Raw genomic sequence first — 18274 nt, 5'->3', positions numbered from 1 at the left:
TCTCAGTTCAAGATATATTTCTTCGCAAGCTTTTGAAAGCTTTTCACTTCCTTTTCAATCCAATCTTCATTTTTGCCCAGTTCCTTGGCCATGACTTCGGCCACCTTTGGAGCCATCTCCACGGCCGATTTTGCGTCCATAACTAAAATCCGGATCCTTCGAGACAGAAAATCCTCCACATGGTGGGCCATCTCCATCCTCACCGCCCACACCACCTGGGCCAGGCAAAAAGGATAATCCGGATGCAACTTTTCCTTTAATCCAGCATCCTCTTCAATCAATTTCCAGACTTCGGGCTCATCACTGCCATAAAATGAAAAAGGGGAATTAGGAATAGGATTAACGTACCCCTTAAGTTTAATACCTGCCGATTTGGAGGGGCTTTTTAGATTTAGAAGCTTATGTATCTTATTGACAGTATCCTCACCCATTTTCCTAAAAGTAGTCCATTTCCCACCCACTAAAGTGACCAGGCCACTTTCGGAAACTGAGATTTTATGACTTCTGGATATTTCTTTGGTTTTGGCATCGCCATTTTGAGGTGCCGCCAAGGGACGAAGACCAGCAAATACCGATAAAACATCCTGCTGAGTTGCCTTTTGGGTTAAATATTTATTGGCGTTTTTGAGTACAAATTGGATTTCCCTTTTCAGAGCCACCGGCTCAGATTTGACCCGCTTTCTCAACGTATCCGTTGTTCCCAACATAATCTTACCGTTCCAAGGTACGATAAAAAGCACCCGACCATCTGTGGTTTGAGGTATCATCAGGGCACTTTCCCCTTCAAAAAATTTCTTGTCCAAAACCAAATGAATTCCCTGGCTCGGCCTGATGGATTTTTTCATTTCCGGTGAATCCAGTCTCAAAATTTTATCGGCAAATACCCCAGTTGCATTCACAACCACCTTTCCCTTGATTTTGAAATGCTCTCCGGAAAGCTCATCCTTACATCCTACGCCCGAAACTTTTCCCTGGGAGTTCTTTAGCAGTTTATCCACTTTTACATAATTGGCCAGGCAGCCTCCCAATTCATCACAGGTCCTCACAAGCGCGATTGCCAACCTGGCATCGTCAAATTGCCCGTCAAAATACTCAATCCCTGCTCGCAGGTCCCTCTTTTTAAGTTGCGGAAGCTTTTTACCAACTTCCTCCTTGGTCAAAAGAGTGGATGAGCCTATATTTTTGCCACCCGCCAAAAGGTCATAAATTTTCAATCCCAGCCAATATTTGAGCTGATGCCAAATGGAGTAAATCGGAATGATGAAGGATTGTGATTTTACTAGGTGTGGGGCCTGTTTGATCAGATAACCACGCTCTAAAAGTGCCTCTCTCACAAGACCCAAATTACCTTGGGCCAGGTATCGGACCCCGCCATGAATTAGCTTGGTACTTCTACTTGAGGTGCCTTTGGCAAAATCAGACTTTTCAACCAAAGCCACCTTCATCCCTCTGCTCAAGGCATCCAAAGCCACACCAAGTCCAGAGGCTCCTCCACCAATGATTATCAAGTCCCACTTTTCTGAAATTAAACGCTGAATATTATTTACTCTATGCATAAAAAATTTGGTGATCCAATTCTAATTTGAACAAAAAAGCTGGTTTTTCCAACAGCAAAAAAAGCCGAGACCCATAGGCCTCGGCTTTTTTCTTTTTAAATACTATCTACGATAGACTATTAACCTTCAAAGTCACTGAATTTCTTGGAATCCAGCCTGGTGGCACCCTCATCTGAAATATAAACCACAAAAATATTTTCATAATCCGACTCATCCAATTCTTCCATCATCTCCTTTCCTACAAGTAAATTCACCAAATGATGAATGGTATTTGAATGACCGATCACCACGACATTATCGGTTTCTTCCTGCAGTTTGGCCACCAGTTCCCCGTGCTTTTTGGTATCGTAAAGCTGTATACCCAAACCCTTATCATCGGCAAAAGGCATAATGGTGCTTCGGGTTCTTTTGGTATCGGAACTGTAAACCTTTCTAATATCTTTATCCTGAAGAAGAGCTTTTACTCTTTCGGCCCGTTGCTCGCCCTCCGGGGAAAGCGCAGGATCATCTTTGTCTGCAAGCTTTTCTCCATGACGGATGATATAAATGGCCCTTTCATTATCCTGCGCTTGACCAAAGGCTGGAAGCCAGGCAAATAATCCAAATACTACTAAAAGCGTTAAAACCTTTCTCAACATTATTCCTCAATTACGGTAACGGTGTAACCTTCATTTCTCAACAAATTAATCAATCCTAGCTCTCCGCCCAAATGCCCTGCCCCTACGGCGAAAAACATCTGACCTTCCTGCATAAAGCCTTTCATAGGCTCAATCCAGTTTCTGTTCCTGTTGTGAAGCATTACATCTTGGTAGTTTTTATATTCAGGGCTTTCACCCACTATTTCTACCATCCTGTCTACATCCTTGGTTTTATAAGTATCAATAAGCTTTCTGAACTCCCTTCTTCCTTTTTCAAAATCAGAAACATAATCATATAGGTTTTTGTACTGTTCTTCCAATGGGATGTGTTCAAAAACTGATAGCTGATCCTGTATGGTCTCTAGCCCCTCCACTGTTCTCTCATTCTCCTTGGCTATCTGCATCAGCTCGATTTCATAAGCCTTGGTCTCACACTCCAACATCTTGGGGTAAAGCATGGAAAGCACCATAAATGGCCTCATGGATTTCATCATGGAAATGTCCACCGCCGCATTTTCCAGCAAAAAGTCCCTCGTTGCTTCAAATTCCTCTTCATCTAAGAAATCGGTGATCTTCTCCCCTTCAGGATTGTTGATGTTGGCAAAAACAATCTGCATCATGGCAGGATCATCCAAATCGATTTCCAGCACCAGGCTTTTCGACTCGGCTACTTTTTGGGCAACCTGTTCACTTAGCTCAAAATCCTCTTCACAGATGATGTGAATAGTACCAAACAGGTAGCTGGACTTTTCCAGCCCGTTGCCACTGATTTCATAGAGCAGGCCTATATCCTGCGCAATGCTGCTGAAAGAAATCGCAAAAGCGGCAAGAATACTAAGTAAAGTTTTTCTCATTGTCGAAAAGTTATAGGGCGAATAATTTATCCACTGTAGGTATTGTCCAAGTGTTGATCCTTGGCTTTAACGTCTTCAAACTCCAGAAATTGCTCCCAAAATGGCTCGGCAGGCAGACCAGCCCTAAGGAAAAGCTTTTCTTTTTTGATTGGATGTACAAAAACCAAGTGAAAAGCATGCAGGTTGATGCTTGCATCTGCGTTCGGTTTTGTAAAACCATATTTGATGTCTCCCCGGATGGGACAGCCCATCGAGGCCAATTGCACCCGGATCTGATGGGGCCTGCCCGTAATGGGCCTAACCTCAAGCAGCCAGTGATCATTCAACTTACCCAGCCTCTTGTAGTTCAATTCGGCTTTCTGGCTACCAGGCACTTCACGCTCATGAGCTGTTACCGTGTTTCGTTGCTCATCTTTGACCAGGTAGTGTGTCAATTTGCCCGATTCCTCTTTAGGCTTACGTTTTACAATAGCCCAATAGACTTTGTGTATATCACGCTTCCTGAAAAGCTCCATCATTCTTTCCAGCCCCTTGCTCGTGCGGGCAAACACCACCAAACCGCTCACTGGCCTGTCCAATCGGTGAACAGGATGGAGAAACACCTCTCCTGGCTTTTCATATTTGTATTTGATATATTCTTTGCAGTAATCAGTTAACGTTTTATCGCCGGTGCGGTCACCTTGCACCAAAATCCCCGCTGACTTGTTTACCACCAACAGATGGTTATCCTCATATACTACCGTAAAAGGCTGTTTTCTCATTTTATCCACATTTATTCTACGCAAAGGTAGCCAAAAAAGTAAATCAAATAGGGTGACTAGGTATCGGGTTATTCAAAGTTAGTCAAATCACCCATAAAAGCTAAGTTTTTATTAAAATTTTTATATAAATAACAATTCATAATCCTTTAAGTTTTATGTAAACCAAATTCAAATAAACTACTTTGTATGCCCAACAAAACCAAAGCTGTAGCAATAGATACCTGGCAGATTTTAAAAAAAGCGGTCAAGTATTTACAGGATGATGAGCCCATAGTCTATTGTGCGGCAATTGCATTTTTTACGATTTTTTCCCTTCCCGCCATTTTGATTGTAATCCTATTGGTAGGCATTTTATTCTTTGATGAAGATACTATCAAAAACGAGATCCTCAATCAGGCAGATGAGTTCATAGGCCGGGAAGCTGCAGACCAGGTGGAGGAGGTTTTGATGAACGTAATGGAAACTCCTAGCGGATTTTGGTACATCCTGATAGGGGTGTTGGTCGTGATCAAAAGTGCCACTATGATCTTTTTCATCATTCAAAAAGCCCTAAACTCAATTTGGAGAGTCACCCTCAAAAAAAATGTTAATTACCTACGCTTCATGAAATATAGATCTGTCACTTTACTGATTGTAATCGGGCTGGGCTTGGTGTTAGTCTTGAGTCTGATGATGGATACCGTAATATCTGTTCTGGGATCGGAACTGAACAATATTATCCCCGGGGACTCTCATCATACCATTACTGCTATAAACCTGCTTTTCAATTTCTTGGTTATTCTGCTATTTTTCACGACGATTCATAAAGCCTTGCCTGATGCAGAAATACCCTGGCAGGATGCCTTTGCAGGGGGAATAATTACCTCAATCCTATTCATGATAGGCAAGCAGGTGATAAACTTAATCTTGGCTGAAATAGAGGTGGCCGATTACTATGCTGCAGCGGGTTCCTTGGTGATTATACTGCTTTGGATTTTCTATAGCAGCATCATTTTATTTTTGGGAGGAGAAATCACTAAGGCCTACACCAACCACCGTGGTGTGGAAGTAAACCCAAAGCCTATTGCGGTAAAATATGAGAAAAACGTCCGCTATGGGGATGACGAAGAAGCCGAAGATGAGAATTAAAATTCATCTTCGGCTTCCGGCTATTCTAAAATTCTGAGGTAAAGTGGAATTCGATATCAGGATAATTGTCCTGCACCATTTGTAACCAAGATTTCGACTCGGCCATAAATACCAGTTTGCCTTCCTTGTCTCTGGCAATGTGGCGGTTCTTTGACCTTACAAATTCATCAAGGGCTTTTTTATCCTTACTGCTGATCCAGCAGGCCTTGTAAAGGTTCATGGGTGAAAACTCCACCGTGGCATTGTATTCATTTTTCAACCTGAATTGGATTACCTCAAACTGCAGCTGTCCTACGGTACCTACCACCTTCCTGGAACCCATCTCAAAAGTAAACAATTGTGCAACCCCCTCTTCCATCAACTGCTTGAGTCCTTTTTCCAATTGCTTGGTTTTCATGGCATCCTTGTTGACCACTTCCCGAAAAATCTCCGGAGAAAAGCTCGGGATACCTTTAAAGGTCATGTTTTCTCCGTCAGTCAGCGTATCACCAATTTTGAGGTTACCCGTATCGTAAAGCCCCACGATATCCCCTGGGAAGGCCTCATCCACAATTTCCTTATCCTGGGCCATAAAGGAGGTCACATTGGAAAACCTCAAGGGTTTGGTACCTCTTACGTGGTTATACGGTTTATTTCTCTCAAACCTGCCTGAGCAAATCCTCAAGAAAGCAATACGGTTCCTATGGTTGGGATCCATGTTGGCGTGGATCTTAAATACAAAACCAGAGAAATTTTTCTCCTCGGGTACTACCTCCCTGTCTTCGGTATTTCTGCTTTTGGGTCCTGGGGCAATCTGGATAAAAGTGTCCAGCATCTCATTTACCCCAAAATTATTGACAGCAGACCCGAAAAATACCGGCGCTACTTTTCCTTCAAGGTATTCTTGTGGGTCAAAATCCGGATATACCCCTTCAATAAGCTCTACATCCTCACGAAGCTGTTCAGCATAATTAGGACCGATTTTATCCACCAATTTGCTGTCTTCCAAATCTTCAATCGTCAAGCGGTCGTCACTCAATTGACGTTGACTTGGTGTATAGAGGTTTAATTTTTTGTCATATAGATTGTATACCCCCTTAAAGCTTTTCCCCATCCCAATAGGCCAGGAAAGCGGGCGCACTTTGATATTCAGCTTTTCCTCCACCTCATCCAACAAATCGTACGGATCCCTACCCTCTCTATCCAGCTTGTTGATAAAACATATTACCGGGGTATTTCGCATCCTACATACCTCCATGAGCTTTTCAGTCTGGATCTCCACCCCCTTCACACAGTCGATCACCATGATTACCGAATCGACGGCCGTCAAGGTTCTGTAGGTATCTTCAGCAAAATCCTGGTGACCTGGAGTATCGAGCAGGTTGATCTTGATATCTTTATATTCAAAACCCATCACGGAGGTGGCCACAGAGATTCCCCTTTGCTTTTCAATTTCCATCCAGTCAGATTTGGTCGCCGTGTCAATTTTGTTAGACTTCACCGCACCGGCTGTCTTGATGGCTCCTCCAAATAGTAAAAGCTTCTCGGTAAGAGTGGTTTTACCGGCATCGGGGTGGGCAATGATGGCGAAAGTTCTTCTTTTTTGGATCTCTGTTGTCAGACTCATTTGTGGTAGGATTCTATTAATCAGGGGGCAAAGGTAAGGTTATTATCCTAAATTCGGAAACAAACTTAATGGCCCTTATCAGCTTGTGCCGCATGCAAAACAATTCTGAAAGTGGTTCCCTTCCCCACTTCGGAATTTTTAACAAAAATCTTCCCTTTATGGTAACCTTCCATAATCCGCTTAGCCAAAGTCAATCCCAATCCCCAACCTCTTTGGCGGGTGGTAAATCCAGGATTGAAAACCTTTTTGTACATGCTTTTTTCCATTCCCTTGCCGGAATCCGTGATGTCCACGATGATGTATTTATCAGCATCTTTTATCAATTGAATGGTAATAGCTCCCCTGCCTTTCATCGCATCCACCGCATTTTTGCAGATATTTTCAACCACCCATTCAAATAGCGGTTTATTCACCATGGCTATCATGTCATGATCGGGAGACTGTAGGTTGATATCCACTTTGCTGGAAAGTCTAGGCCGGAGATAGTTGACTGTGTCTTCTATTGCGTGAAAAACATTTTCAGGCTGGATAACTGGCGTGCTGCCGATATTGCTAAATCTTTCGGTCACCATCCGCAGTTTTATCACATCCTTGTCCATTTCCTGGATCACCTCTTTATTCTCCTCCCACACCGGAGAGTTTTTCAGGTATTCGATCCAAGCCATCAAAGATGCCAACGGGGTGCCCAACTGGTGGGCCGTTTCCTTTGTCAAACCAGCCCATACTCGGTTTTGCTCAGCTATTTTTGATTGATTGAATACGGTATAGGCCAAAAGCCCAAAAACCAATATCACGGAAAGTTGGACATAGGGATAAAATTGCAGCCTTCTGAGCAATTCAGAATTGCGGTAATAGATAAAAACATCCTCTGTGGCCATAATTGGCTCATATTCCGCCTTCATCCTGAGCAATTCGACCCGAAGCTGCTCCTGGATTTCATTTTCATTGCTTTTAGGCCGGAGTTTGATATTCTTGTGCTCATAGGGATTCCCCAAGGCATCGGCGATAATTACGGGTATACTAGTATTTTCTACTATGATCTCTTGGTATATCCACGTGAGGTTGTCATCCCCGCTGGCAGCATATTCTATTGCACTTGCGTAGAGGTCTACTTGCCGTTTTTCCCTGTCCTTAAGTTCCACGACTAGCAGATCGGTATAATATATCGAACCTATACTTATGATAATGGATACTATAAAAATGACCCATTTGACTTTGCCACGGTTGTGATAAAGATCGATGGATTTAAGATCCTGAAACCTATTCTTCATAAAGGGGAATTACACTTCATATGTAAGAAACTGGTTTAATAACTCTACTTTTTGATAGTTATTATCTATTTGAGTTAGAAATAAACAGTTTGACCTATTTTTGGTGATTTTGTAACTTGTGGTAAATTAAGAAAAACCAAAACAAACACCATATGAAAACCAACGATATTGGACTACAGGTAAAAGAAAGTCAGGTTTTGACCGAGAAACTTAACACGCTGTTGGCAAATTATGAGATATATTATCAAAACCTCCGCAATTTCCACTGGAATGTGAGTGGTCCAAATTTCTTTGAACTCCACAACAAGTTTGAGGAGCTATACAATTCTGCCATTGGAGCTATTGATGAGACTGCTGAAAGGATTCTGACTCTTGGGGAAAGACCTTTATCCTCATTTTCTGAGTACATCCAACATGCGGAAATTAAGGAAGCTATGGAAGTTTCTGACCCCAAGAAAATGGTGGAAATCGTCAGAGACAATCTTAACACGCTACTTAAAATAGAAAGACAAGTCCTAACAGCCGCAGGAGAAAATGGTGACGAAGGTACTGTGGCTCTTATGAGCGAATACATCACATCCAAAGAGAAAGTAGTTTGGATGCTTTCAGCTTACCTTAAATAAGCAACATAAAGGCAGCCTATAAAATTGGCTGCCTTTTTTTATGCTGTTTTCATCCATCTCCAGAGGGTTCGGTAGTTTACCTTGGTGCCATGAACCAAAATCCCAATTCTGTAAATCTTGCCAGCCAGCCAAGTGGTAAACAAAAACCCGATGATCAGAAGACCCATGGATAATGCCAAATCGAAAAAAGGCACTCCATAACTCGCCCTCCCCATCATTGCAATAGGAGAAGTAAAAGGAATAATGGAGAGCCAGAAAGAAATATTACTATTAGGATCATCCAACACAAAGATGAACAACCCGAAATATGCCACTAGCAAGGGAATCGTCACCGGAAACATAAACTGTTGGGCGTCCGAAGGTGTATCCACCGCTGCCCCGATGGCCGCAAAGAAAGCCCCATATAACAAGTAGCCTCCTATGAAATAAAATATGAAAGTCAGAACCAACTTTACAAAATTGATATCCTGAATCACCTGCATGTATTGCCCCATATCGCCAGTGGAACTTTCAATCATTTTCCCAGCTTCGGGATTGGCAAGTTCAAGTGCCTGCTGCTGCGGCATCTGCATGCCGAAATAACCCATGACTAAGGAGGAAATGGCAGAAATCAAGATGATCCAAATCAGGAATTGGGTTAGCCCCACAGCGCCTATGCCAATGATTTTGCCCGTCATCAGCTGGAAGGGCCTAAGTGAGCTAACCAAAATCTCGATGATCCGGCTGGATTTCTCCTCAATCACCCCCTGCATGATCTGGTTGCCGTAAATAAATATGAACATGTAGATTAAAATCCCGGTAATGAAACCCAACCCATAATTGACCATGGCATTGGTCATCTTTTCTTCACCGGCATTGTCGAGAGTTATCGCCCGGATATTCACATTGGTGCGGAGTCCAGCAATTACCTCGGGGTCGATCCCGGAATTGTAGAGCCTTATTTCTTCAATCTTGCGTTTTAGAGTAGTTTCCAGATTCCCAATAAGGGTCATGCTGGGATTTTTCTCCGAATAGTATACTATTCCTAAAGGCTTCTCCAAATCAATTGGAGGAATATAAAGGGCTCCATAGCGTTCACCACTTTTCACCATTTCCTTGGCTTCCTCCCTATCCCTGTCGGAAAAGGAAAAGGCATATTGCCCGGAACTCTCTAGTCTGAACTGGTTTGACTCATCTATTACTTCAATAATCCTCAAGGATTCTGACTCCCTCTCCGACATGGCAATCCAAAGGAATAGACCCAAAATGGTAGGAAAAACCAATGGAGTAAGTAAAGTAGCCAGCAAAAAAGATTTCTTTTTTACCCTCGCCAGGTACTCCCTTTTGATCACCAAAAATATCTTATTCATGATCTGTGTCTTTTACACGTTGGATAAAAATTTCACCTATGCTGGGAATGACCTCCTCAAAACCTAGGATATCACCAAACTGTATGGCCTCCTCCAACACCTGGTTGGTACTATGCCCATTAAGCTGTATCAAAAACTTTTCATAGCCGAAGTTCCCCTCAACTCTTTGCCAGTTAGACGGATGGTCGGCGAGATGGCCCCGCAATTTAAGATGATATTGGTTAGTTTTGGATTGCTGACGGATATCGGCTATACTACCATCGAGAACCTTTCGACTTTTGTTGATCATGGCGATGTGGTCGCAGAGCAGCTCCACGGATTCCATCCGGTGAGTGGATAAAATCACCGACACGCCTTTGTCTTTCAGTTCCAAAATCTCATTTTTGATCAGCTCGGCATTCACCGGGTCAAAACCAGAGAATGGCTCATCTAAGATCAACAAATTGGGTTGATGGATCACCGTGGCAATAAACTGGATCTTTTGTGCCATCCCTTTGGACAGATCCTCAATCCTTTTTTCCCGCCATTCCCAAATCTCCATCTTGTCCATCCAGGACCTGACTTTCTTTTTGGCGTCAGCATTACTCAGCCCTTTTAGCTGTGCAAAATATAGGAGCTGCTCACCTACTTTCATCTTTTTATACAGTCCTCTTTCTTCAGGGAGGTAGCCGATCAACTTGATATGAGAAGGTTTTAGCTTTTCGCCATTGACCAAGATGGTGCCCGAGTCGGCATCGATGATTTGGTTGATGATCCTGATTAAGGTGGTTTTACCGGCTCCATTGGGACCAAGCAAGCCAAAAACTTGGCCTTTTGGGACATCCAGCGAGACATCATTCAGTGCTGCTTTGTCACCGTAATACTTAGATAAGGATTGGACCTCTAGGATATTAGACATATTCAGATTTATTCATTCGCCATTAAATCGGCCCTATCTAGTTCAACCATATTCAAAAGTGTTGGTTTGGTTGGGCTATTCATTTTGACCCCTAAAAAAAAATAAATATTATTTTAAAGCAACAGAACCCACAGACACATCGATTTCAATGAGCAGCAGGTTTTTGGCATTCTCCGAAAACCCCTTGCTTACATAGGTTTTGCTGCCTACCTCCCTCAAATAGGAAGGAATGGATGTACGGCACATGGCCGTGCTTTTTACTTTTATCTTATAGGGAAGTGATTGATCGGGAAGTTCAATATTTACACTTCCAGCACCTACTGAGGCCTTCAAATGGCTCGCCTGGGGCATTTCGCCGTTGAAGGACAAATTCACTTTGCCATAATTCACATCAAAAATCATATGGCGGGCATTGGAGAAGTTCAGGTTTTGGACATCCACATTGCCCATATTGATTATCACGGCCATGGTGTCCATACTAATGGGGTTCGGGGCACGACGCCCATATTCAAGAGAAACATCAGCGGTAGCGGTTTTCACTTTACAATTGGCCACGTTGATGTTGGAAAGGTCGAGAATGGCCTTGCCTATCCCAAAATAAAGATCAAGATCATACATGAAATTGGAATTGAGCCCCACTAGCCATTCGTGGTCAAAATCATCGTTGGTGTTAGAAAAAAGTCGCGAAGAAAGGCTTTTACCCAGATTTTCGGATTCTACGTTGGAGTGGTCAAGGGAAGCAAACAGGATGTTGTCCTCTATGGAATGGGTAAAAGTGGGTAGTATGTTTACCTTGGCAAGATTGGCCTGGATGCTGAGAGGGTGACCGGAATGATCACGCTGGATCCTGGATATGCCTTTGTAGGAGGCAAAATCCAATTTGACTAAGTTGAAACCACTCCTCTCCTCTACTATGAAATCTTTTGAAATCTGGGCACTTGATTCTCCACTGAAAGCCCAAATCGACCAAACTAACAAACATACTTTTCTCAACATACGGATAAATTACGGGACGAAGGGGAAAAGGTTTGTTTTAAACGAAAAAAAGCCGGACAAATGCCCGGCTTCTATTTTTTCTAAAAGAATTCCTTCATTTTGTCAAAGAAGTTCTTCTCAGTTTTCCCTGGATCTGGGATGAAATTCTGTGATGCCCTCAAGTTTTCCAAGGCTGTTCTCTCTTCCCTGGTCAACTGGGTAGGTGTCCATACATTTACATAGATAAGTTGGTCACCTTTGGCGTATCCATTAAGGTCTTTGATCCCTTTTCCTTTTAGCCTCAACACTTTTCCACTCTGAGTCCCCGGTTCAAGCTTGATTTTCACCTTGCCGTCTATAGTAGGGACCTCAATCTGTGCGCCAAGGGCTGCGTCGATAAAACTCACGTACAGGTTAAACACCACGTTGTTTCCATCACGCTGAAGTACCTCGTCTTCAATTTCCTCGATCACGATCAACAAATCACCTGGAATTCCGCCCGGAGTTTCATTACCCTTGCCGGACATGCTTAGCTGCATGCCATCTGCCACACCACCTGGGATGTTGATCGGGATGATTTCCTCTTTTATCACCAAACCTTTTGCATCTGCATTGGCCGGCTTCTTATCGACTATCTGCCCATTGCCACCACAGCTAGGACAGGTACTGGCGGAGACCATCTGGCCAAGCATGGTATTAACCACCTTTTTGATCTGACCTGAACCCTGACAGGTGCTACAGGTTTTGAATGTCACTCCGTCAGCCAAAACATGACGCTTGACTTTGATTTTTTTCTCAACGCCGTTGGCTACCTCTTTTAATGTCAGTTTAAGCTTTACCCGAAGATTGGTGCCTTTTTTGGCCCTTCTTCCGCCTCGGCCACCGCCTCCGCCAAAGAAGGATTCAAAACCTCCACCTCCGAAGATGTCCCCAAACTGAGAGAAGATGTCGTCCATGTTCATGCCGCCACCGCCAAAGCCACCGTTGCCGCTGACTCCCTGGTGACCAAACTGGTCGTAACGCTGCCTTTTTTCCTGGTTGCTAAGCACCTCATAGGCTTCGGCAGCCTCTTTAAACATCTCTTCTGCCTCTGGGTTGTCCGGATTCTTGTCAGGGTGATACTTGATGGCCATTTTTCTGTAGGCCTTCTTTATCTCATCCTGACTGGCGGTCTTGCTAACCCCTAATACTTCGTAATAATCTCTTTTAGTCATAATGTTATGATCCAATTACCACCTTGGCATATCTGACAACTTTGTCACCAAGGGTATATCCTTTTTCAATTACATCAATCACTTTCCCTTTCATCTCTTCAGATGGAGCAGGTACTTGTGTGATGGCTTCCTGCTGGTCGGCATCAAAAGCCTTCCCGACCACATCCTCCATCGGCTTTAGCCCTTTGGATTCCAAAATCTTCAACAGCTTGTTATAAATAAGAAGATTCCCTTCCATAACCGTTTCCACAGACTCTTCTTTCTCAGAAGCCTTGATGGCTCTTTCAAAATCATCCACAACAGGAATAATATCCTTCAAAACATCCTCTGAAGCTGTCTTGATCAAATCAAGCCTCTCCTTGCTGGTTCTTCTTCTGTAATTTTCAAACTCCGAATAAAGGCGTAAATGCTTGTCCTTCAATTCAGCCAGTTCGATTTTCAATTTTTCTTCTTGGCTCAGTTCTTCCTTTACTTCTTCTTGCTTTTCAGCATTTGCCTGTGCCTCGGTATCTTGTGTTTCCTCAATTTGCTCCTCAGAGCTCTCTTGGGTCTTAGTCATTTCGTCCTTCTCTAAATTTTCTTTTTCAGCCATAATAGTATTGGTATTCAAAAGCTTTCTGATAAAACTCAATATGTTTGCCATTCCCTTAAAACTGACAAACTGGCATTACGAATTAATTTCTTGCCAGATCATGTCTTTCAATTTGTCCAAATTGTATTGGGAAACCGATGAAATGAAAAGGGTTGGCACATTTTCCGGCAATTCCTTTTTCATCTCCGTCATCAATTCTTCGTCAAGCATGTCAGCCTTGGATATAGCCAAAAGCCTGTTTTTATCCAGCAGCTCCGGATTGTATTTCTTGAGCTCGTTCAAGAGTATCTCATACTCCTTTTTAATATTGTCAGCATCAGCAGGCACCATAAACAAAAGAATGGAGTTTCTTTCAATATGGCGCAGGAATCTAATACCCAAACCACGTCCTTCGGCAGCACCTTCGATAATCCCCGGAATGTCCGCCATCACAAATGACTTGTCATCCCTATATCCCACCACACCAAGATTTGGCACAAGGGTAGTGAAGGGATAATCTCCAATTTCAGGCTTGGCTGCTGAGATACTGGATAGCAAAGTGGATTTTCCGGCGTTTGGAAATCCAACCAACCCAACATCAGCCAGCAGTTTTAGTTCCAAAATGATCCATTCTTCAATCCCTTCCTCTCCCGGCTGTGCATAATGCGGGGCTTGGTTGGTTGCAGATTTAAAGTGGTCATTTCCTAGCCCTCCTCTGCCACCTCGGGTCAGGACAACTTCTTGCCCGTCTTCGGTGATTTCACATCGGACTTCCATGGTTTCGGCATCTTTGGCCACAGTACCCAGTGGCACCTCCAGTATAATATCCTTTCCGTCGGCACCCTTTCTTCTGCCACCCTCACCGCCTTTTCCTGCTTCGGCGATCACGTGCTTTTTATATTTAAGATGGAGCAACGTCCAGTGCTGGGCATTGCCTCTTAATATAATGTTTCCGCCACGGCCACCATCACCACCATCAGGACCGCCCTTGGGCACGTGCTTCTCTCTTCTGAAATGAACAGAGCCAGAACCTCCTGCTCCCGACCTGGAACAAAACTTCACATAATCTATAAAATTGGAATCCGCCACAGTTTCTATGATTTTTATAAAACAAAATTGGCCAAGCAATACAGCTTAGCCAATTGGGTTACAAAGTTATGAAAATTTCGTCGATTAATAAGAATCAATAACTTCACAGATGTTGGCAAAGATCTCATCTATCGCTCCCACCCCGTGGATCTTGGTGAGTTTCTCCTGACCCTTGTAATAGGTGGCAACGGGAATGGTCTCATCCAAATATACCTGAATCCGCGTTTTGATCTTTTCCTCATCCTGATCATCCACTCTTCCTGAGGTTTCGCCTCTTTCACGGATTCTTTCCTTGAGTACCTCTTCAGGCACATCCAATGCAATCATTCCCGAGATAGACATGTTTTTTTCCTCCAACAAAAGATCCAGAGCCCTTGCCTGAGCTACTGTACGCGGAAAACCGTCGAAAATAAAGCCATTGCTGTCTTGGGTGTTTTTGATCTTATCATCCACCATCCCGATGACCACTTCATCAGGCACCAGACGGCCTTCATCCATATATTTTCTGGCCAACTGGCCAAGATCGGTACCCTGACCGAGGTGTGCCCTAAAAAGATCCCCGGTGGAAAGGTGGGTCAATTTGTACTTGGCAATCAATTTTTCACTTTGAGTACCTTTTCCTGCACCTGGAGGGCCGAATAAGACTATGTTTAGCATAACAACAAAATTATGTAGCGATCAATATTTTTATTTAATAATTATTCCTTCAATTGGTAAATCTCCTTCAGGTTCCTGCCCAGCCCATCATAATCAAGGCCGTACCCGACCACAAATTTATTGGGGATTTCAAACCCCACATAATCTATGTCCAAGGGTTCTATCAAGGCCTCAGGCTTCAGCAACAGGGTGGCAATGGCTATTTTTCCCGGATTGTGCTCAGCAACAAGACCCAAAATATGCTTCATGCTCAAACCCGTATCGACAATATCCTCCACCACAATCACGTCTCTGCCTTCCAAATCAACATTTAGGCCAATCAGGTTTTTCACCTGCCCGGTGGATGCGGTGGCCTCATAGGAAGCCACCTTAATAAACTGTATTTCTACAGGTATGTCGATGGCTTTCGCCAAATCGGAAAGAAACATAAAGGCTCCATTGAGTATCCCCAGCAAAACCGGCTCTTTTCCCTGAAAATCATTATTTATTTTTGCACCCAGAGTGGCAATCCGTTGCGACAGTTCAGCTTCGGATAGGTAGGGAACAAACTGCTTATCTTTAACTTCTACCATATCTTAATTAAAAATGCCCTAGGACAGGGCGACACAAATATATAAAAAAATGCTACCCCCCCGACATAAAATTTGCTAAACCAGCATACATTTAAAGGTGCTTCATCAAATACTGGTACATCTTAAGCATGCAGTCCAGGTCATGGAGGGAGACTTTTTCATCTGGCGAGTGCACATTGTCTTCTGGAGCTCCAATAAAACACCAATCCATCGCATAGGGACTCATCTGCACCTCCCGGCCATCACTGCTGCCCATTCCCTCTACTTCCAACTGGAATGGTATACCACTTTCAGAGGCCAAAGCCACAATCCTATCCACATAGGCCTTTCGGGGAATATTACGGTCCCTCAAAGATATGGCTACCCCCTCATGGTGGCGCACTCCCTCGGTCACCCAAGTAATATCGGAAATCAACGATTGTCGGATCTGCCACTTCTCATATATAAAGCGTAGGAGAAAAGGCATACTGCCGCCGTGGTGTTCCTCATAAGTGGAGAAGACCACCACCCCATCTTCCAGGGTTTCGCAAAGTTTCATGGCATTATACACTCCCAGCCTATTATCGAGATAGGCGGCTTGGATAAATTTTTCATCTATCCGGACATTTTGCTTGAAAGAGAGGCTTGTTCCCCTTTGGATACCTCTGGGGAAGTCATAAAATAGCTGCCCATTATTTTTTTTTATTTTGCACTCAATGGGACCAAAAATATCTTCCCCCACAAGTTCAAACCCGTCTTCAGCCTCTGGCCCACCGACAGTAACTAATTGATTTTCATATCTAACCGTAAACCCAATAGTGTCCATATGGGCAAATACGGCGGTGCGGGGTTTTCCAAATTTCAGGACAATACAGTCCTGCAATTCGTCCCCATAGTATATTTCTGGTGAAACCTTCCAGTTTCCTTTTCGTTGAGATACCCAACTTAAAATGAACTTAGAAATGGTAGATTCTTCCCCTGAAACCCCTTGAATTTGGAGCAAATCCCTTAAAATTCCCATATTGGCATTATTTATGACCAAATCATTTTCAAAAACTTATCACAAACCTACGTAAAAAACATTTCCTAGAAAGTTTTACGTTCTAAATAAAAAATTTACATTTGCATACAGTTACAAGTAAACAAGTTTGGAATTAAATCAATTAAACACTTAATTTTGGAAAAAAATTTTTTATCATGAAAAAGTTATTACTATCTACATTAATGGCTGGTGCCTTAGCAGTTGGAGCTAATGCCCAGGACGACTTCAACAAGTGGTCGATCGATGTGAACGGTGGGTTCAATAAAGCTATGACGCCAATGACGCCAGGCTTCTATTCTCCTATCGTTAATCTTGGACATGGTGACGTAGGCGTCAGATACATGTTCAATGAGAAATTTGGTGCGAAACTGGATTACGGTTTCGGAAGATTCGCTGAAGCAAGCCAGGACAACAACCCTGAGTTTGAAACGAATTACTACAGATTGAACCTTCAAGGTGTGGTAAACCTAGGTAGAATGATGAACTGGGAGACTTTCTCCAGAAGATTCAACCTATTGGGTCACGCCGGTGCTGGTATCGGTAGAATTACTCCTCAGCAAAACCTACACGCTGACTTCCAGGACAACGTTTACAACTTGATGGCAGGTATCACCGGTCAAATCAGATTGAGCGACAGAATTGCCCTTAACGGTGACATCACCGCTATCGCAAACGGTCGTCAAGATGTGGCTTTCGATGGTGCTTCTGCAATCACTCCTGAGCACTTCAGCTATTACGGACCAAAAGCTACTTGGTGGACTGGTACCTTGGGTCTTTCTTTCTACCTAGGTGGAAACTCTACTCATGCTGACTGGTATGTAGCTGAGGACAAGTATGCTACTAAGGAAGAATTGGCTACTCAAATCGGTGAAATCAGAGACATGTTGAAAGACTCTGACGGCGACGGTATCCCTGACTACCTAGACAAGGAGCCTAACACTCCAGCTGGTGCTAGAGTAGATGCTTTCGGTAGAACTTTGGATTCTGACGGTGACGGTATTCCTGATCACTTGGATGAGTGTCCATTTGTACCTGGTCCTGCTTCTAACCAAGGATGTCCAGTTGAAGATGACGAAGACAGAGAAACTGACTTCTTCAAGCAAGCTATCAACGATGGTTATGTGAACGTATACTTTGCATTTGACAGCGCTAAGCCACTAGGATACTCTTCTTCTGCTGCTAACTATGTAGCTAACTTCATGAAGAGAAACCCAGGTGTTAACGTTGAGTTGAAAGGTTATGCTGACGAATTAGGTCCAGAAAACTACAACCAGAGACTATCTGAAAGAAGAGCTAAAGCTGTATACGACCTATTGGTTGCTTCAGGTGTTGATTCTTCAAGATTGACTTACAAAGGCTATGGCGAAGACACAAGCGTAGACAAGAGATCTGCTGATGCTCGTCAATTGGCAAGAAGAGTAAGCTTCGAAGTTCAATAAGCTATTGAAATAAGAAAATTAAACCCGATCTTTGCAGATCGGGTTTTTTTTG

Annotated in this window: 18 protein-coding genes; 3 read left to right on the top strand and 15 right to left on the bottom strand. The window is 43.3% G+C overall.

Annotated elements, in window-relative coordinates; all coding sequences use genetic code 11:
* Window positions 1–2 precede the first annotated feature (2 nt).
* From KI659_RS00520 to KI659_RS00505, 4 genes are all read right to left on the bottom strand, one after another.
* Window positions 3–1556, bottom strand: a complete 1554-nt coding sequence (locus KI659_RS00520; protein WP_213943389.1) for a glycerol-3-phosphate dehydrogenase/oxidase — start codon at window positions 1554–1556, stop codon at window positions 3–5.
* 119 nt (window positions 1557–1675) lie between these two features.
* Window positions 1676–2194: a SixA phosphatase family protein gene (locus KI659_RS00515; RefSeq protein ID WP_213943388.1), complete on the bottom strand. Its 519-nt coding sequence runs from the start codon at window positions 2192–2194 to the stop codon at window positions 1676–1678.
* Window positions 2194–3048, bottom strand: coding sequence for a TraB/GumN family protein (locus KI659_RS00510; RefSeq protein ID WP_213943387.1), 855 nt, complete (start codon window positions 3046–3048; stop codon window positions 2194–2196). Before KI659_RS00510 ends, KI659_RS00515 begins: the two co-directional genes overlap by 1 nt.
* Window positions 3049–3074: 26 nt before the next feature.
* Complete coding sequence (locus KI659_RS00505) at window positions 3075–3809, bottom strand: RluA family pseudouridine synthase (RefSeq protein WP_213943386.1); 735 nt, start codon at window positions 3807–3809, stop codon at window positions 3075–3077.
* A gap of 186 nt (window positions 3810–3995) precedes the next feature.
* Between KI659_RS00505 and KI659_RS00500 the strand changes: the two genes are divergently transcribed.
* Window positions 3996–4937 (top strand): YihY/virulence factor BrkB family protein, encoded by a 942-nt coding sequence (locus tag KI659_RS00500; protein ID WP_213943385.1) that lies wholly within the window; start codon window positions 3996–3998, stop codon window positions 4935–4937.
* Between the two features lie 25 nt (window positions 4938–4962).
* Here KI659_RS00500 and KI659_RS00495 read toward each other — a convergent pair whose 3' ends face one another.
* Both KI659_RS00495 and KI659_RS00490 read right to left on the bottom strand, forming a co-directional pair.
* Window positions 4963–6543: a peptide chain release factor 3 gene (locus KI659_RS00495; RefSeq protein WP_213943384.1), complete on the bottom strand. Its 1581-nt coding sequence runs from the start codon at window positions 6541–6543 to the stop codon at window positions 4963–4965.
* 65 nt (window positions 6544–6608) lie between these two features.
* The gene (locus tag KI659_RS00490; protein ID WP_213943383.1) at window positions 6609–7814 is read right to left on the bottom strand and encodes a sensor histidine kinase; all 1206 of its coding nucleotides are present in this window, start codon (window positions 7812–7814) and stop codon (window positions 6609–6611) included.
* 152 nt (window positions 7815–7966) lie between these two features.
* Here KI659_RS00490 and KI659_RS00485 point away from each other — a divergent pair, with 152 nt between their 5' ends.
* Entirely contained in the window at window positions 7967–8437 is a 471-nt protein-coding gene (locus KI659_RS00485) for a Dps family protein (protein ID WP_213943382.1), read from the top strand.
* A 38-nt stretch (window positions 8438–8475) separates the two neighbouring features.
* On the opposite strand, the gene KI659_RS00480 is transcribed toward KI659_RS00485, so the two are convergent.
* The 9 genes from KI659_RS00480 to KI659_RS00440 all read right to left on the bottom strand — a co-directional run bounded on the left by KI659_RS00480 (window position 8476) and on the right by KI659_RS00440 (window position 16762).
* Window positions 8476–9786, bottom strand: coding sequence for an ABC transporter permease (locus tag KI659_RS00480; RefSeq protein WP_213943381.1), 1311 nt, complete (start codon window positions 9784–9786; stop codon window positions 8476–8478).
* Window positions 9779–10684 carry an ABC transporter ATP-binding protein gene (locus tag KI659_RS00475; RefSeq protein ID WP_213943380.1) on the bottom strand — a complete coding sequence of 302 codons (906 nt, stop codon included), beginning with the start codon at window positions 10682–10684 and terminating at the stop codon, window positions 9779–9781. Before KI659_RS00475 ends, KI659_RS00480 begins: the two co-directional genes overlap by 8 nt.
* 108 nt (window positions 10685–10792) lie before the next feature.
* A complete protein-coding gene (locus KI659_RS00470; RefSeq protein WP_213943379.1) occupies window positions 10793–11680 on the bottom strand; it encodes a DUF4097 family beta strand repeat-containing protein in 888 nt (295 codons plus the stop codon).
* Window positions 11681–11760: 80 nt separating this feature from the next.
* The gene (gene dnaJ, locus KI659_RS00465; RefSeq protein WP_213943378.1) at window positions 11761–12873 is read right to left on the bottom strand and encodes a molecular chaperone DnaJ; all 1113 of its coding nucleotides are present in this window, start codon (window positions 12871–12873) and stop codon (window positions 11761–11763) included.
* 4 nt (window positions 12874–12877) lie between these two features.
* On the bottom strand, window positions 12878–13465 hold the full coding sequence (locus KI659_RS00460) for a nucleotide exchange factor GrpE (protein WP_213944163.1): 588 nt from the start codon (window positions 13463–13465) through the stop codon (window positions 12878–12880).
* Window positions 13466–13540: 75 nt separating this feature from the next.
* A complete protein-coding gene (gene obgE / locus KI659_RS00455; RefSeq protein ID WP_213943377.1) occupies window positions 13541–14533 on the bottom strand; it encodes a GTPase ObgE in 993 nt (330 codons plus the stop codon).
* An 84-nt stretch (window positions 14534–14617) separates the two neighbouring features.
* Window positions 14618–15190 (bottom strand): adenylate kinase, encoded by a 573-nt coding sequence (locus KI659_RS00450; protein ID WP_213943376.1) that lies wholly within the window; start codon window positions 15188–15190, stop codon window positions 14618–14620.
* A gap of 41 nt (window positions 15191–15231) precedes the next feature.
* Window positions 15232–15762 (bottom strand): hypoxanthine phosphoribosyltransferase, encoded by a 531-nt coding sequence (gene hpt, locus KI659_RS00445; RefSeq protein WP_213943375.1) that lies wholly within the window; start codon window positions 15760–15762, stop codon window positions 15232–15234.
* Window positions 15763–15853: 91 nt separating this feature from the next.
* A complete protein-coding gene (locus KI659_RS00440; protein ID WP_213943374.1) occupies window positions 15854–16762 on the bottom strand; it encodes a M20/M25/M40 family metallo-hydrolase in 909 nt (302 codons plus the stop codon).
* Between the two features lie 176 nt (window positions 16763–16938).
* Between KI659_RS00440 and KI659_RS00435 the strand changes: the two genes are divergently transcribed.
* Window positions 16939–18222: an OmpA family protein gene (locus tag KI659_RS00435; protein WP_213943373.1), complete on the top strand. Its 1284-nt coding sequence runs from the start codon at window positions 16939–16941 to the stop codon at window positions 18220–18222.
* Window positions 18223–18274 lie beyond the last annotated feature (52 nt).

The organism is Litoribacter ruber (genome assembly GCF_018449405.1).
In the GTDB taxonomy this organism is placed as follows: domain Bacteria; phylum Bacteroidota; class Bacteroidia; order Cytophagales; family Cyclobacteriaceae; genus Litoribacter; species Litoribacter ruber.
Note: the sequence above shows the minus strand (reverse complement) of the source record. Positions and strands in the feature narration are given on the sequence as shown.